Here is a 16,882-nt window from a genome sequence, read left to right as displayed (position 1 = left end):
GTTAAAGGCTGCAAAATTAAGCAATAACAGTCATTTGACGGGGCCAACATCGGTTTTAATTATTTATTAAGTGTAAAACAAAACATTTCAACGGTTAACGGTATTTGATTGTTGATAGACTATGAGAATACACTTACTATTGATTTTTACTGTTTTATGTGCCGTTACAGCGTCGGCACAGCAATATGTTTTGTCGGGAAGAATCACCAATTCCAAAAGCGAAGTAATTCCTTTTACATCGGTGTATATTCGCAACTCTACTTATGGCACCACAGCCAATGAAAACGGATTATATGAGTTTAAGCTTGCTCCCGGCATCTATAATTTAACTTATCGCTTTGTTGGATTTAACGAAAAGACGATTAGCGTAACCATAGCCAATCATGACGAAACCCTAAACGTACAATTAGACGATGAGGTTTTCGGTACCGAACGGGTAGCTGCCATATACCGCAAAAATCACGATGCTGCCGATACCATCATGAAACAGGTTATCAAAAAACGAAAATATTATTTGGAAGAAGCTACCTCATATTCCTGCGCAGTTTATATAAAAGGCGTACAAAAACTATTAAGCGCACCAAAGGCTTTATTATCAAAAGAGGTAATCCGCGCGCTCGACCTTGATTCGATGGGCCGGGGTATACTTTACCAGCAGGAATCGCTATCTGATTATAACTTTCAATCGCCTGATAAAATCAGGGAAGTTACCATCGCCAACCGCATATCGGGTATCAACACTGCTTTTAGCTACAACAAGGCATCCGATTTGCAGGTGAATTTTTATAAAAACGTATTCAGCATCAATGGCTTAAGCACCCGTGGTTTTGTATCGCCACTGGCATCAAATGCCTTAACTTTTTACAGGTATAAGTTGCTTGGTGTATCTAACGAAAATGGCAGGGTAATAGATAAGATACAGGTTATCCCACGACGCGCCCACGGCCAGTATTTCCAGGGGGACATTTATATAGTTGATGGCGAATGGCGATTGTATAGCGCCGATTTATACCTGGAAAAAGGATTAAATAGCCTTAACCTGATAGATACATTAAAAATTACCCAGCAGTACGTAGCCATAACCGATAGCGTTTGGATGCCGGCAGCGGTACAATACAATTTTAAGGGCAAAGTACTGGGTTTTACATTTGGCGGATATTACGAAGCTATTTATAATAACTACAAAATTAATCCCACCTTTCCTGAGCGTTTTTTTACTGGCGAAGTGCTAAAAGTTGATACCGTTGCAAACGCTAAAAATGCAGATTACTGGACATCGGTACGACCTGTGCCGTTAACGCCGAAAGAAGCCCGCGATTACCAGAAAAAGGATAGCATAGCCGCCTATAAACAAACCAAAGCCTACCTGGATACATTACAACACACCAAAAACCATATTAATTATCCCGGCTATTTGATATTTGGCTATTATGCAAGCAGCCGCAACAATAAAGATTCGTTATGGGTACACCCGTTTATACAAACATTTTATTACAATACCGTTGAAGGCTTCGGCATAAACGCCAAGATCAGGTACAGCAAAAAAATCGACGATTTTCAGTCCTTTAGTATAACGCCAGTCGTGCGCTATGGCTTTTCAAACAAAATTTTTAGCGCCAATATTTATTCCGACTATAAAAATGATCCTTTTCACAATGCCAAATTTTTTACGGGGTTTGGCAGCGACGTGCTGGATTTGAACAACGTAGGTACCCGATCACTGTATTTTAATACATTGAGTACTCTGCTGAGCGAGAACAACTATGTAAAATACTACCGCACCCATTATGGTTTGTTTGGATACCAGCGCGAAGTAACCAATGGCGTATTATTATCGGGTAGCTTATCATACGCAAGTCGTAGCCAGCTTTACAATACATCGTACTCGCATATCAAAGATGTTAAAAACAGGGAGTTTACATCAAATAACCCATTGGCCCCGCCAGGTACACCGGCCGATGATCATTCCTTTTTGTTTCCCGAAAATCAGGCATTAACATTTACAACATCAGCTACCTTTACCTTCGATCAGGAATATGTAACCCGGCCAACCGGCAAATTTAACCTGCCGTCAAAATATCCAACCTTAACCTTAAACTACAGGAAAGGCATTAATAGTGTGTTAGGCTCTGATGTAAATTACGATTTTACATCTGTTGATGTATCACAAAACAAAATCAGAATTGGGTTAACCGGTTTTTCATCTTTTAAATTAACTGCCGGAGGTTTCTTTAACGATAAAAATCTGTATTATATGGATTACAATCACTTTTTAGGTAACCAGGGTACTACCTTCGATCCTACCTATGTGGGTAGTTTTCACTTTTTACCTTTTTATACTTACAGTACCAATGGCGCTTTCCTCGAAGCCCATTTTCAACATAATTTTGCAGGCTCAATCTTTAACAAAATTCCGCTATTGCGTAAGGCCAAGCTTGAAGAAGTTATTGGCGCCAATTACCTTACTACCAAAGCCAACCGCGATTACACAGAGTTTTATGTTGGCGTGCAGCGCCTGATTTTCAGGGTTGACTATGGCGTATCCTACATGGGCAACCAAAAATACATCCAGGGCTTCAGGATCTTTTATGGAATCAGATAAAGTGGTGAGTGGTTGATTGGGTTGATTAGGTAAGTGGTTAAAAATTATTTATAACCCACCAATCAACTTATTCTAACTCAATCAACATATTCCAACCCAATCAACTTATTCTAACTCAATCAACCTACTCACCCAATCAACTATTCACCAAAAACCTTATCTTTGCACCTCATTTAACACTGTTTACAGCAGTATCAATGGATTATGGCAATATATAATACACTACTTTACTATTGTTATTCAACAATAGCCGATGCGGAGCAATTTGCTGCCGATCATTTAAAATTTTGCAAAAGCTTAGGGTTAACCGGCCGCATTATTGTGGCCGAAGAGGGACTTAACGGCACGGTATCGGGCACAGCCGAAGCTTGTAAAACCTATATGGATACGGTACATGCCGATGAGCGTTTTGCCGGTATCGATTTTAAGGTTGATGAAGTTACCGAGCCTTCATTTGTAAAAATGCACTGTCGTTACAAAGCCGAGATAGTTTACTCAGGCCTGCGCGATCCTAACATCATCAACCCGCAGCAACAAACAGGCAAACACCTGGAGCCAAAAGAATTTATGGCGATGAAAGACCGCGATGACGTGGTTGTTTTGGATGTACGGTCAAACTATGAACATTCATTAGGCAAATTCAAAAACGCGGTAACGCTTGATATCGAAAACTTCAGGGATTTCCCGGCCATGATTAACGAACTGGCCAAATACAAGGATAAAAAGATCCTGACTTATTGCACCGGTGGCATTAAATGCGAAAAAGCATCGGCCCTGTTGCTGCGCGAAGGTTTTCCCGAAGTATACCAGCTACATGGCGGTATCATTAAATATGGCAAAGAAGCCGGCGGCCAGGATTTTGAGGGCAAATGTTATGTATTTGACAACCGCCTGTCTGTTGATGTAAACAGTGTGAACCCGGTAGTGATATCAACCTGCCGCAATTGTGGTACCACCACCCCTAAAATGATCAACTGTGCTAATCCCGAGTGCAACGAACATTTTACCCAATGCGATGAATGTGGCACCAAAATGGAAGGCTGCTGCAGCGAAGCCTGCCAAAGTCACCCGCGCAAAAGGGTTTATGATGGCACCGGCTATTATGTAAAAGTACCCCAGCCGGTAAATACCAATAAAAGGAATAACCTGCAACTGGCAGATTGATAACAAAAAAAGCTTACCTATGGTAAGCTTTTTTTGTTATCATTTATGTAAACAGTTTATGTCTTTAACCCATTCCGGATAGATTTGACAAAATTTACAGATACCTTAATCGCACCGGCAATCTGCTCATCAGTCAGGCCTAACTCAATAATAAGATTAGTTATTACCTCAACCTGTTCTTTCTCACGACCTTTTTCAATACCTTGTTCAATGCCTTTTGCAATGCCCTGTTTTTCGGCCCTATCCAATAAAAATTCTTCAATACCCATCGTGATACTTTTTTGCGTTAACACAGCTATCTCTTGTTCAAATTTAACAAACATTTCGTGGTTTTCAAAGCGCAGGTAATAGCGTAAAAAACTCATTACCTTACGAATCTTTTCTTTAGGCATCTTTTTGCCTAACAATCGTTTAGCCAGGTCATATGCCAGGTCAAAAAGCTGCTGATCGCTAACCGAGTTTCGGGATAATGCCAATTTAGCAGATAATACAGCCATAGCAAAAGGGTTATTGCTGGCATCGAGTTGGGCATCATCCTGGTCGATGATTTTAAACGTATTGTAACCGTAAAATACGTTGGTGCCTAAAAACTTCCGTTCATAAAACCGGGGATGGAAATTTTTGCCGGTATCGGCAAAAATGGCAAAAGCCGTAATAGGTTTGTCGTACTGATCAAGTATCCGGTAATAGTACTGAAACATGCGTTTTGCAAAATCATGATCTGTATAACCCTGTACCTCCACATGAATAAGTACCCATTCCTCCACTCCGTTTTTGGTAAATACTTTAACCAGCTTATCTACATAACGTGGCGCATAATTACCGGCATCGGGAGGAAATAACTGTTCAAGTTCCTTATCAAGATATTGAAAACCTTTCTCAAAATCAAATAACTCATCGGCATCGGCATAAAAGAAGCGTAGGAAGTCATCAAAAAGGTCTTCCAATGCAGCCTTCCAAAGTATATCGTCGTTTCATTTAAATGGGTATGTAAGAAACTAAAGTAATAACTTTAAAATCATATTTCACTTTTCTTAATCTATATCCTGGCAATAAGCCCCATCCGCTTTCCGCTCATTTTTTATATCCAAACTCAAACCTTAATTTCGTAAAATTGGTTTGCTTTGCAGGCTGATGCCATTTCATAACCCATGCGTAAATCGTTACTGATTATTTTCCTGTTGTTTTATACTGTCCCCCTACTTGCGCGCGCGGTGGATATCAAAAGCGTAGGTGTACCTTATGTACAAAATTACACCAAGGCCATGTACCAATCGGGCAATCAAAACTGGAGCATTACGCGCGATGAGCATGGCATTATGTACTTTGGCAATGCTCAGGGGCTTTTAGCTTTTGATGGTAAATACTGGCAGCAGCATCACATGCCCAATGGCTTAATTGTTCGCTCGGTATCGGCCGACGGCAAAGGCAAAATTTATGTTGGTGCCTATGGCGAATTTGGTTATTGGGCCGATGATAACAAGGGAGTTTTAAAATATAATTCGCTGGTAAACCTGGTTCCCGCAAAGTATAGGCCGATTAATGAAGAGATCTGGAAGATATATATTGATGGCCCGCGTATTATCTTCCAGTCTTTCGGGTCGATATACATTTATTCCAAAGGAAAAATCAACGTCATAAAAACGCCAAGCCCTTACCTGTTTATGTTTAAAGCCGGTAATCGCTTTTTTATCGAACAGGTTTCGGTTGGGCTATTTGAGCTTAAAGATAACAAGCTGGCTTTTGTACCCGGCAGCAATATTTTAGGGCCGAGTGGCGTGTTATCTATGCTGCCATTCCAAAAAAACAAATTCATTATTGGCACAGCCCAAAATGGCTTGTTCATTTATGATGGCCAAACCATAACACCGTGGGCAAACCAGGCCAACGACTTTTTAAAAACTTACCAGCTTAATAACGGCGCGCTGATAGCCGGTAAATATGTGGCCTATGGTACCATATTAAATGGTGTGGTGGTTATTGATACCGCAGGCAACCTTATTCAGCATATTAACAAGGCAAGCGGATTGCAAAACAACACCGTTTTAAGTTTATATACCGATGCCGAGCAAAACCTTTGGGCAGGCCTTGACAACGGTATCGACCGCATCGAGGTTAACTCGCCATTATACTTTTACTTTGATAAAACAGGCAAATTTGGCACAGTTTACTCCAGTATCATTTTTGATAACAAGATTTACCTGGGTACAAACCAGGGGCTTTTTTACAGCGACTGGGTTCCCGAAAACAACAACAAGCTTTTCCAGTCATTTGATTTTAAACTTATCCCCGGCTCGCAAGGCCAGGTTTGGGAGCTCACCCTGCAGGATGGGCGCTTGCTTTGCGGCCATAACGACGGCACCTACCAGGTAAACGGCAGCACCATAACCAAAATATCCGCTATTACAGGCGGTTGGACAACCAAAAAATTTGGAACTGATAAACTTATCCAGGGAAACTACACCGGCCTGGCAATCTTTAGGAAAGATGTATTGGGCAACTGGATATTTGACCATAAAGTGCAGGGCTTTGGCGAGCCATCGCGGTATGTTGAACAGGATAGTAAAGGGCAAATTTGGGTAAGCCATGCATATAAGGGCATTTACAAACTAACCTTAAGCGCCGACCTGAAAAAGGTAACTTCAAAGGTATATTACGATAGCCGGTATGGCTTGCCCGGCAGCTACAATGTAAATGTATTTGACCTTGATAACCGGGTGGTGTTTACTTCCGATTCGGGCTTTTATGTTTACGATGATATTACCGACCGCTTTTTCAAATATACACAGCTTAATAAAAAGCTGGGCACATTTGCCACCTCAAGCAAAATTATTAAAGCCATAGGCAAAAAGTACTGGTTTATAAACCAGGGCCGCGTAGCCCTGGCCGACTTTTCGGCGCCGGGCAAGCTGAGTATTGATACCAACCGGTTCAGCATTCTTAACGGGCAAATGGTGCAGCATTACGAAACTATCAACCGCATCAATGCCGCCACTTACCTTATCAGCATTGATGATGGCTTTGTAATTCTAAATGATGAGGATGCTTTACTCCCCAACAAAATCAGCATTCCGCAGGTGCTCATCCGTCAGGTTGAGAATATTACCGATAAAGTTTATGTGATAAGCGAAGATGGTAGCGGCACTAATGATATTGAAATACCTTATGCCCAAAACAACATTCGCATCTCCTATTCGCTGCCCTATTATAAACAGGCCAAAATAAAATATCAATATTACCTGGAAGGCTACTCGCGCCAATGGAGCGATTGGACACAACAGAGCCAAAAAGAGTTTACCAACCTTGACCAGGGCACCTACCATTTTAAAGTACGCGCTAAAATAAACGATCAAAATGTATCGGCAATCACTTCATTAACCTTCATTATTCTGCCGCCCTGGTATGGCGGCAAACCTGCTATGCTGTTTTATGCCTTGTTGCTGGTATTGTTTTATTACCTGATGAGATACTATTACCGCCTGAAATTAAAACGCCACCAGTTGCACATTCACGAAAAGCTGCAACGCGAAAAGGAGGAGTTTTTAAAACAGGAAGCTATTGCTAACGAGCAGCATATCATCAGCATAAAAAATGAGCAGTTACAGGCAGACCTGGCCGGTAAAAGCCGCGAGTTGGCCAATTCGGCCATGAACCTGGTTTACAAAAATGAATTGCTGCAAAAAATCAGCGAAGAAATACTGCATCTTAAAGATAGTTCGGGCAAAAAACTGGCCGACGACCAGCTGCGTCGCATTCAAAAAGTTATAGACGAAGGCATGAATGATGAGCGCGACTGGAACATTTTTGAAAAAAGTTTTAACGAAGCGCACGAAAACTTTTTTAAAAAATTAAAATCAGACCACCCCGATCTGGTACCAAACGACCTTAAACTTTGCGCCTACCTGCGCATGAATATGAGCAGTAAGGAAATGGCTTCCCTTTTAAATATCTCGCTACGTGGCGTCGAAATAAGGCGCTATCGCCTGCGTAAAAAGCTCAACCTGGAGCATGATAAAAACCTGGTGGAGTTTCTCATCGAGCTATAATACTACATCATTACCTCTCATAAGCATTTATAAAACCGATTTACTGCACCCCTCCGTTGTAGTATATATGCCATACTGCACCCCAACTTAATAATCTGATTATCAAATAAATAAAATAATACCACACAAACTTTGTGAAAGTATGTTAAGGTTGATGTATTAATGTTGAGTTAATTTTTTTGACTAACTGGCATTATCTATACAGCTTTGTAAACTAATAAACCAATTATTTCTAATCCGTTTTTATTTATTAACCACTATGAAAAGAATTTTTACTATTTCAGGGTTGATGCTATTGTTTCTTTTTTCCATTGACGCCGCGTTTGCACAAAACGTTACAGTTAAAGGAAAAGTTACCGATGCTACCACCGGCGAAAGCCTGATAGGTGTATCGGTGCAGGTAAAGGGAACAACTTCAGGCACCCAAACCGACGTTAATGGCACTTACACTATTAGCGCGGCCTCAACTGCTGCTTTAACATTCACTTATATAGGATATGCAACAGCAGCTGTCACCATAGGCACCCAAACCACCATAGATGTCCGCTTACAGGCCAAGGCCAATGATTTACAACAGGTAGTTGTAATTGGTTATGGTACCCAGCGCAAACTGGATGTAACAGGGTCTGTTGCCACTGTTAAAGGATCAGAAATTGCCAAGCAGGCATCAACCAACGCCCTTAGCGGCCTGCAAGGTAAAGTTGCCGGTGTACAGGTTACAAACGGCGGCTCACCGGGAGCTTCGCCATCTATTACCATCCGTGGTTTAGGTACGGTGTATGGCAATGTAAGCCCGTTATTTGTTGTTGATGGAGTTTGGTACAGCGATATCAGTTTTTTAAACCCGCAGGATATTGAAAGCTTTAGCATACTCAAGGATGCATCAAGTACTTCAATTTTTGGTGTGCGTGCTGCCAACGGTGTAGTATTGATAAGTACCAAAAGAGGCGCAAAAGGTAAACCGGTTATCAATTACAATGGTTATGCAGGCTGGCAATCTGTTACCAACCAGGTAAAAATGGCCAACGCTACCGAATATGCTACTGCTATTAATGAGCTTTATACATCCAACAATATCACACCGCTCATCTTCAGCAATCCGGCAAGCTATGGAAAGGGCACCGATTGGTATGGCCAGGTATTGCGCGACGCTTTTGTAACTAACCATGAAGTTTCTTTAAGCGGCGGTACAGACAAGTATACTTACAACTACTCATTTGGCTACCTTGACCAGGATGGTATTGCTAAGACCAACAACTACCAGCGTATAACCGTGCATTTATCAAATGATTTTAAGCTTACCAAAGCCCTCAAAATAGGCTTTACCGCAAATGGCTTGGTTGGCAAATCAAAAGATGTTAACGGCGGTATTTTTCATCAGCTATTTGGGGCTGCGCCTACTTTGCCTGTTCGATACAGCGATGGTAATTATGGCGACCCTAACGATTACCATACCGGTGATGGCAATAATTATAACCCGCAAGTTACGCTTGATTACTTTAATCAGCGGTCAAAAAACCTGCGCTTTACCTACAACGCGTACGGCGAGGCTTCAATACTGAAAAATCTTAAATTCAAAACAAGCTTTGGCGGCGATATTGGCCAGGCCGAGGTAAGAGGGTACACCCCCATTTACCAGGCTACTTTTGCGCAAAAAAGTACGGTATCAAACCTTGATGTAAACCATACTGAAACCCGCAACTGGATCTGGGAAAACACATTGACTTACGATGTTAAAATAAAAGATCATAAGTTAACCGCGTTATTGGGTTATAGCGCTCAAAACAACCGCCAAAGGCAAATGGATGCACATGCTCAAAATGTGCCGTATGCAAGCAGCGGTAACCTGCATACATCATTTCCTGATACTGCAGCGGTAACTTATTTCCCTACACCAGGTTCACAGATACACAACCGCACGCTTTCGCAGTTTGCGCGTATCAATTACTCGTTTAAAGATAAGTACTTATTGAACGCATCAATTCGTCGTGACGGTGCTTCTCAGTTTTATGGCGATCATACCTATGGATATTATCCTTCTGTAGGTGCTGGCTGGGTAATCACCAACGAAGAATTCATGAAAGACCAAAAGGTATTCAGTAATTTGAAGTTGCGCGGCAGCTGGGGCCGTAACGGCAACTCAGGCGTTCCAAGCAATCCGTCTCAACTGGTTGTTTCATCCGACCCATATTTAACCGCTCTCTTTGGTAATCCACAGGTGGCATATCCTGGCGCAAGTATCAATACCCTGGTGCCGCCAACTATACGATGGGAAGTATCAGAATCAACTGATTTTGGCATAGAAGGTGGTTTCCTGGATAACAAACTATCATTTGAGGCCGACTATTATAACCGCAATACCCTGGATGCCATATTTGCCATACCAATTGCCGGTTCTTTAGGCACAAACAACAGCAGTCTTATTGGCAACCAGGCAACTATCCGCAACCGCGGTGTCGAAGTGATCCTGACCTGGAAAGATCAGGCTTCTAAAGATTTCTCCTACAGTGTAAGTGCCAACGTAGGCATCAACAACAATAATGTAACAAAAGTCCTAAGCGGCGCCAATCCAATTTATGATGGTGGCGCAGGCATTGCCAACGGCGCTTTGGCAACCCGTACAGTAGTAGGCCAGCCTATTGGCGAGTTTTACGGATACCAGGTGACTGGAATTTTCCAGACACCTGCCCAGGTAGCTTCATCAAAGCAAACCGGCGCCCAGCCAGGCGACTTTATTTACCAGGACACCAATAAAGACGGCATACTTGACACCCGCGACCGCGTAGTATTAGGAAGCCCGCTGCCTAAATACAATTACGGTATTAATACCTCATTCACCTACAAAAGTTTCGACCTGGCTTTAGATTTCCAGGGCGTGGCCGATGTAAGTGTGTACAATGCCAACATTGCATACCGTTTTGGTAACGAAAACTTCACCAAAGATTTTTATGACCATCGCTGGCATGGGCCGGGTACTTCAAATACCTATCCATCAGTAAACGTTGGTTCAACCGCCAACGCGGCACCAAACTCATTTTTTGTTGAAAGTGGCGCATATTTCAGGATGAGAAACGCACAGCTGGGCTATACTTTGCCATCCGTATTGTCAAAAAAATGGGGGCTCTCCAAAATACGGCTTTATGCCAACGCGCAAAACGCGCTCAACTTTTTTGGCTATAAAGGCTTCACGCCCGAAGTTGGTGGCGGCGTAGGCAGCATGGGTATCGACGCCAGCGTATATCCTTTATATGCGACTTATAACTTTGGTGTTAACGTTACTTTTTAATCAATATAAAGATGAAGAACAGTAAAAAAACTTTATTGCAAAAAGCCTTTATATTAGGTTTTATTGCACTTGCTATAGCATTTCAAAGCTGTAAAAAAAGCTTTCTGAATGTCGATCCTGCCCAAAATACTGCGGCAACACAATTTTTCAAAACACAGGATGATGCTACAAAGGCGGTGAGTGCCATGTATGCCAACATGCATGAATATAATAACATCGCTTTCCCATCTATTGCTATCGAGAGCATGGGCTCTGATGATGCCGAGAAAGGTAGCAGCGCTACCGATGCTACCTATATGAACACCTATCATAACTTTACCGTTACTGCCGGCGAAGGTCAGTTACAGGGATTTTATAAAGGCCAATATCAAACCATCAATCTTGCCAACCAGATACTGACCAATGTACCTGGTATCACCATGGACGATGCCTTAAAGACAAGGTACCTTGCCGAAGCAAAATTCATCAGGGCGTATTGCTATTTCAGGCTGGTAAGGGCATACGGCGACGTACCATTGCGTTTAACCCTACCAAAAAACGCTACCGAGTATAACCTGCCGCGCACGCCAAAAGCACAGGTTTGGGCAGCTATTGAAACTGATTTAACCGATGCTGCGGCGGCTTTACCGCAAACTTACGGCTCAGCAGATGTTGGCCGTATTACTAAAGGCGCGGCATTATCCTTACATGCCAAAGTAGCCATGTACCTTAAAAAATGGACCGACGTGGTAACCTATACCACACAGGTAATGGGCATGGGTTATTCTTTATATCCTGACTACGAACAAATGTTCAGGACTACGCACAAAAACAACCAGGAGTCTATCTTCGAAATTCAATGTAACCTTATCCCGAATAACCCGGATGCATCAAACTCGCAGTACTCACAGGTGCAGGGTGTACGCGGTTCAACCGGGGGCGGCTGGGGCTTTAATGTGCCAACTGCCGACCTGGCAGCAGCTTATGAAACAGGCGACCCGCGACGCGATGCAACTATCATCTTTAGGGGCGAAACAACGCCCGAAGGCGATGTGATACCTGCCGATGGCGATAACCCAAGGTACAATCAAAAATCATATGTCCCTTTTAGCCTATATGTATCTGGTTTTAACGAGGGTTGCCAGCAAAATAAAATTGTAATACGCTATGCCGATGTGTTGCTGATGAACGCCGAAGCTAATAATGAACTTGGGAATGCGGACGCTGCATTAGTTCAACTGGAGAAGGTGCGTGCCCGTGCAAGAGGCAGCAATGCTACCATATTGCCAGCGGTTACTACTAAAGTTCAGGCGGACTTACGCACCGCAATTTATAACGAACGCAGGGTTGAATTTGCCATGGAATTTGATCGTTATTTTGATGTTATCCGCCAGGGGCGTGGTGCCGCTGTATTTGGTTCGCGCGGCTGGAAAGCAGGCAAAAACGAGGTTTGGCCTATACCGCAAAACGAGATCGATATAAGCGGTGGTGCTTTAACACAAAATCCAGGTTATTAATTTATCAATTCAGCAACGATGAAAACATTTAAAAACACACTTAAAGCTGCGCTGCTAATGGGCGTAGCTGTAAGCTTAACCATAACAGCCTGCCATAAAGGCTTTGATCCAAAATCATACGCGCCATCTAAACCGCTGCCATCATTCGGTGGCTACAGCAGCAGTAAAGATATTGAACCGGCCAACCTGGTTGCCTATTTCCCGTTCACCAGCGGCCTGGCCGATAGTGTATCCGGAGCAACTGGTGTAGCAACTGGCACAAGCTTTGCCACCGGCTTAAACGGCAAAGGCCTGCAGGGCGCCGATAAATCATACGTACTGTATGATACACCTGCCGGCATTAAAGCGTTAACCAGTTTTACTACCAGCATTTGGGTAAAAATGCCTCTAAATACCTCCGCGGTAGGTTTAATGGATATCCAGAACAACCAAACAGGCGGCGCGGGTTTCTGGGGCAGCCTGGCCATATTTTTTGATAATGGTGGTTCTGCATCATCGGGTGTACTTAAAGTACACGCGTTTAATAAAGCAGGCATGTCTACAGGGGTAGATGGTTGGGAAGGCGGCTATGCCGTTGCCAACCCATGGAACACCTGGATAAACGTTACAGTTACTTTTGATGAAACAGTATCAACCATTTACGTTTATTATAACGGAACACAGGTAGGCAAAAACGCAGCTGCCGGTTTTGCACCTATGGATTGGAGCAAAGCCAGTAAAATGGTATTTGGTACACTGCAGTTTCAAACCACTCCGTCGCTTACGGCCAATACCGGCGCGCAGGATTGGGCCGGCTATGTTACAGGAACCATGGATAACATCAGGTTTTATAGTAAAGCACTTAACGCCACGCAGGTATTGGCTTTGTACAACCTTGAAAAAGCTAAAAGATAATAATTGGGTTTGATTGATTTGGGGGTTGCCTTGCCGTTTAAGGCGGGCAACCTTTTTAAAAAAGGCGGGCATGAGGAATATCAAAGATTATTGTTTGGGGCTGGGATTTGTAGTACTGCTTTTTTCATGCGGTAAAAGTTCAAATAATACGTCTACACCTGTTACCCCCACTCCTTCGTCGTTTACTTTTAGTGCGCTTAAGGTTAATGGTAAATCCGGCGGTTTTAGCTATAGCAATATTAATAGCAAACCGGCTATCGCTATTACGTTTTCAACCCCGCTTAGCCGTACCTCCATAGCAACAAGCATCAGCCTGAACAGCAAATCCGGAACCGCAGCAGCTTTTAATACCGCCTATCAAAATGGCGATAGTACTGTAGTGATTACCCCAACGGGCTTATTGCCCATTACCCAATATACGCTTAACGTTACAACCGGACTAAAATCTGCAAAGGACGGCGGTTTGCAATCGCCTTTATCCATACAACTGATCACGGCGATTGACAGTACCCAAAAGTTCAGCACCATATCTGACGACCAACTACTTGACCTTGTTGAGCGGCAAACCTTAAAATATTTTTATGATTTTGGCCACCCAACCAGCGGGCTGGCACGCGAGCGTAATACATCCGGCGACGTGGTGACCACCGGCGGCTCGGGTTTTGGCATTATGGCCATTATAGCCGGTGTTAGCCGCGGTTTCATAAGCCATGCCGATGGATTGGCCCGGATGCAAAAAATAGTGGGCTTTTTAAATACCAAAGCTCAAAAGTTCCACGGCGCTTTTCCTCATTGGATGAATGGCGCTACCGGCGCTGTTGTACCCTTCAGCGCACAGGATAACGGGGCCGATCTGGTAGAAACATCGTACCTGATGCAGGGTCTCATTACCGCCCGCCAATATTTCAATGCATCCAATACCAGCGAAATCCAATTGCGCGCCGATATCAATACCTTATGGAATGGCGTAGAATGGGACTGGTTCAGGCAGGGCGATCAAAACGTGTTGTACTGGCACTGGAGCCCCGATTTGGGCTGGGCCATCAACATGAAAATTACCGGCTGGGATGAGGCTTTGATAGTTTACGTTTTAGGCGCATCTTCAACAACGCATAGTATCCCCAAAACTGTTTATGACCAGGGCTGGGCAAAAAACGGTGCCATTAAAAATGGCAATACCTTTTACGGTGTTACCTTGCCGCTGGGTCCCGACAGGGGCGGTCCGTTATTTTTTGCGCAATACTCTTTCATGGGCATCAACCCCAAAGGCCTAAGCGATGCCTATGCCAATTACCAAACGCAAAATGAAGCGCATGCCACCATCAATTACAAATATTGCGTGGCAAACCCGTTGGGCAACAACGGCTACAGCGCCAATTGCTGGGGACTGACCGCAAGCGATATTGAAAACGGCTACACGGCAAGTTCGCCCACTAATGATGTTGGTGTTATAGCGCCCACCGCGGCCATTGCATCGCTGCCTTATACACCAACCCAATCTATGGCGGCATTACGTTTTTTTTATTATACCCTGGGCGATAAATTATGGGGCCAATATGGCTTCTACGATGCTTTTAATTTAACCCAACCGTGGTTTGCCAGCTCGTACCTGGCTATTGACCAAGGGCCTATTGTGGTAATGACCGAAAATTACCGCACCGGCCTGCTCTGGAACTTGTTTATGAGTGCGCCCGAAGTAAAAACGGGCATGAAAAACTTAGGGTTCAGCAGCCCTAACCTTTAACCCTGATTAATACCATTTTACATGAATAAATTTATATTAACCCCTTTATTGTTACTGCTAACCCTGTGCTCCTTCGCTCAAAAACAGGCTAAAAATACCGGCGAAGATGGCATTAAACCTGTAGGCATCATCAAAAATTTAAGTGATAGTGCTTTGCTTGATGTGGTGCAGCGCCAAACATTCCGTTACTTTTGGGATTTTGGCCACCCGGTAAGCGGCCTTGCCCGCGAGCGCAGCAACAAATCATTTGATTATGGCGACGAAGTGGTAACAACCGGCGGCTCGGGTTTTGGTGTTATGGCGCTTATTGTGGCAGATAGCCGCAAATGGATAAGCCATGAACAAGCTGTTGACCGGATGGTGAGAATTGTGAATTTCCTGTTTAAAGCCAACTCTTTCCACGGCGCGTTTCCGCATTGGATGAATGGCGAAACAGGCAAGGTGATCCCCTTTGGCCGCAAAGATGACGGCGGCGACATTGTGGAATCGGCTTACCTTTTCCAGGGACTGATTTGCGCCAAACAATACTTTACTGCCAATACCCCAAAAGAGCAGCGCATCCGCGATGTGATTAGCTGGATGTGGGGCGAAATGGAATGGGACTGGTATACCCGCGATGGCCGTGATGCCCTTTACTGGCACTGGAGCCCCAATAATGGCTGGGCCATGAACTTTGCCATCCACGGCTTTAATGAGTGCCTTATAACGTACGTATTGGCGGCATCGGCACAACGCTACCCTGTTGGCGCAAACGTATACACCCAGGGCTGGGCGCAAAGCGACTTTTTTAAAAACGGAAAAACTTTTTATGGTTATAAGCTACCTTTGGGTTTTGATTATGGCGGCCCGCTTTTCTTTTCGCAATACTCCTTCATGGGTTTAAATCCTAAAGGCTTAAAAGACCAATACGCCGATTATTGGGAACAAAATAAAAATCATACGCTGATAAATTATGCCTACTGCGTAGATAACCCAAAAAAATTCAAAGGCTACGGCCCAGACTGCTGGGGGCTTACCGCCAGCGACAATTTTGAAGGCTATAACGCCCACTCGCCAACAAACGATTTGGGGGTGATAACACCGACAGCTGCCTTATCGGCATTCCCGTACACACCGGAGCAATCCATGAAGGCCCTGCGCCATTTTTATTATGACCTGGGCGATAAGATCTGGGGCGAATACGGCTTTACCGATGCCTTCAGCGAACAGCATAACTGGTACGGCAAATCATACCTGGCTATTGACCAGGGCCCTATTGTGGTAATGATTGAAAACTATCGTTCCGGCCTGCTCTGGAAATTATTTATGAGCAATCCCGATGTACAGCACGGCTTAACTAAGCTTGGTTTTGAAAGCCCGGCAATAAAACACGATTGAGGGATTTTACAGGATTGACAGGATTTTTTGAAAAAAATAAAGTAAAGAAACAGGGCCACAAAATTTCTTTTGCAGCCCCGTTTCTTTCGTTTAATCTTAAAAACCTGGATAGGCTATTCTACCAACCTCTCCGGATTTCTTGATATATATAAAACGGCAAATAGTCGCTTTTGTTTTCTTTGTGTTATAAATAATTAAAAAAATTAACTTGCAGAAGATAAATTACATCGCAGTTCCATCAAATCAAACACCCGTTGTAGCCTCTTAACCAGG

The 16,882-nt window shown here is 43.6% G+C and carries 9 protein-coding genes; 8 read left to right on the top strand and 1 reads right to left on the bottom strand.

What is annotated here, in order from left to right:
- The first annotated feature begins 121 nt into the window (after window positions 1–121).
- Window positions 122–2,602: a DUF5686 family protein gene (locus AC1RM2_RS18350; RefSeq protein WP_492986625.1), complete on the top strand. Its 2,481-nt coding sequence runs from the start codon at window positions 122–124 to the stop codon at window positions 2,600–2,602.
- Window positions 2,603–2,806: 204 nt separating this feature from the next.
- Window positions 2,807–3,766 carry an oxygen-dependent tRNA uridine(34) hydroxylase TrhO gene (gene trhO, locus AC1RM2_RS18345; RefSeq protein ID WP_492986624.1) on the top strand — a complete coding sequence of 320 codons (960 nt, stop codon included), beginning with the start codon at window positions 2,807–2,809 and terminating at the stop codon, window positions 3,764–3,766.
- Between the two features lie 56 nt (window positions 3,767–3,822).
- On the opposite strand, the gene AC1RM2_RS18340 is transcribed toward trhO, so the two are convergent.
- A complete protein-coding gene (locus AC1RM2_RS18340) occupies window positions 3,823–4,713 on the bottom strand; it encodes an RpnC/YadD family protein (protein WP_492986623.1) in 891 nt (296 codons plus the stop codon).
- 204 nt (window positions 4,714–4,917) lie between these two features.
- Between AC1RM2_RS18340 and AC1RM2_RS18335 the strand changes: the two genes are divergently transcribed.
- The 6 genes from AC1RM2_RS18335 to AC1RM2_RS18310 all read left to right on the top strand — a co-directional run bounded on the left by AC1RM2_RS18335 (window position 4,918) and on the right by AC1RM2_RS18310 (window position 16,609).
- Entirely contained in the window at window positions 4,918–7,812 is a 2,895-nt protein-coding gene (locus AC1RM2_RS18335) for a ligand-binding sensor domain-containing protein (protein WP_492986622.1), read from the top strand.
- A gap of 259 nt (window positions 7,813–8,071) precedes the next feature.
- Complete coding sequence (locus AC1RM2_RS18330; protein WP_492986621.1) at window positions 8,072–11,098, top strand: SusC/RagA family TonB-linked outer membrane protein; 3,027 nt, start codon at window positions 8,072–8,074, stop codon at window positions 11,096–11,098.
- 11 nt (window positions 11,099–11,109) lie between these two features.
- Window positions 11,110–12,594: a RagB/SusD family nutrient uptake outer membrane protein gene (locus AC1RM2_RS18325; RefSeq protein ID WP_492986620.1), complete on the top strand. Its 1,485-nt coding sequence runs from the start codon at window positions 11,110–11,112 to the stop codon at window positions 12,592–12,594.
- A gap of 18 nt (window positions 12,595–12,612) precedes the next feature.
- The gene (locus AC1RM2_RS18320) at window positions 12,613–13,488 is read left to right on the top strand and encodes a LamG-like jellyroll fold domain-containing protein (protein WP_492986619.1); all 876 of its coding nucleotides are present in this window, start codon (window positions 12,613–12,615) and stop codon (window positions 13,486–13,488) included.
- Window positions 13,489–13,558: 70 nt separating this feature from the next.
- Complete coding sequence (locus AC1RM2_RS18315) at window positions 13,559–15,232, top strand: glucoamylase family protein (protein ID WP_492986618.1); 1,674 nt, start codon at window positions 13,559–13,561, stop codon at window positions 15,230–15,232.
- Window positions 15,233–15,253: 21 nt separating this feature from the next.
- A complete protein-coding gene (locus tag AC1RM2_RS18310) occupies window positions 15,254–16,609 on the top strand; it encodes a glucoamylase family protein (protein ID WP_492986617.1) in 1,356 nt (451 codons plus the stop codon).
- The last annotated feature ends 273 nt before the right edge of the window (window positions 16,610–16,882 follow it).

The organism is Mucilaginibacter sp. GW822-FHT03E02, from assembly GCF_058801545.1.
The sequence above is the reverse complement of the archived record's forward strand: the minus strand, read 5'-3'. Positions and strand labels throughout refer to the sequence as shown.

Coding starts and splice junctions, on each gene's coding strand:
- AC1RM2_RS18320 (WP_492986619.1), top strand. CDS start 12,613: ATGAAAACATTTAAAAACACACTTAAAGCTGCGCTGCTAATGGGCGTA.
- trhO (WP_492986624.1), top strand. CDS start 2,807: ATGGCAATATATAATACACTACTTTACTATTGTTATTCAACAATAGCC.
- AC1RM2_RS18335 (WP_492986622.1), top strand. CDS start 4,918: ATGCGTAAATCGTTACTGATTATTTTCCTGTTGTTTTATACTGTCCCC.
- AC1RM2_RS18350 (WP_492986625.1), top strand. CDS start 122: ATGAGAATACACTTACTATTGATTTTTACTGTTTTATGTGCCGTTACA.
- AC1RM2_RS18310 (WP_492986617.1), top strand. CDS start 15,254: ATGAATAAATTTATATTAACCCCTTTATTGTTACTGCTAACCCTGTGC.
- AC1RM2_RS18330 (WP_492986621.1), top strand. CDS start 8,072: ATGAAAAGAATTTTTACTATTTCAGGGTTGATGCTATTGTTTCTTTTT.
- AC1RM2_RS18325 (WP_492986620.1), top strand. CDS start 11,110: ATGAAGAACAGTAAAAAAACTTTATTGCAAAAAGCCTTTATATTAGGT.
- AC1RM2_RS18315 (WP_492986618.1), top strand. CDS start 13,559: ATGAGGAATATCAAAGATTATTGTTTGGGGCTGGGATTTGTAGTACTG.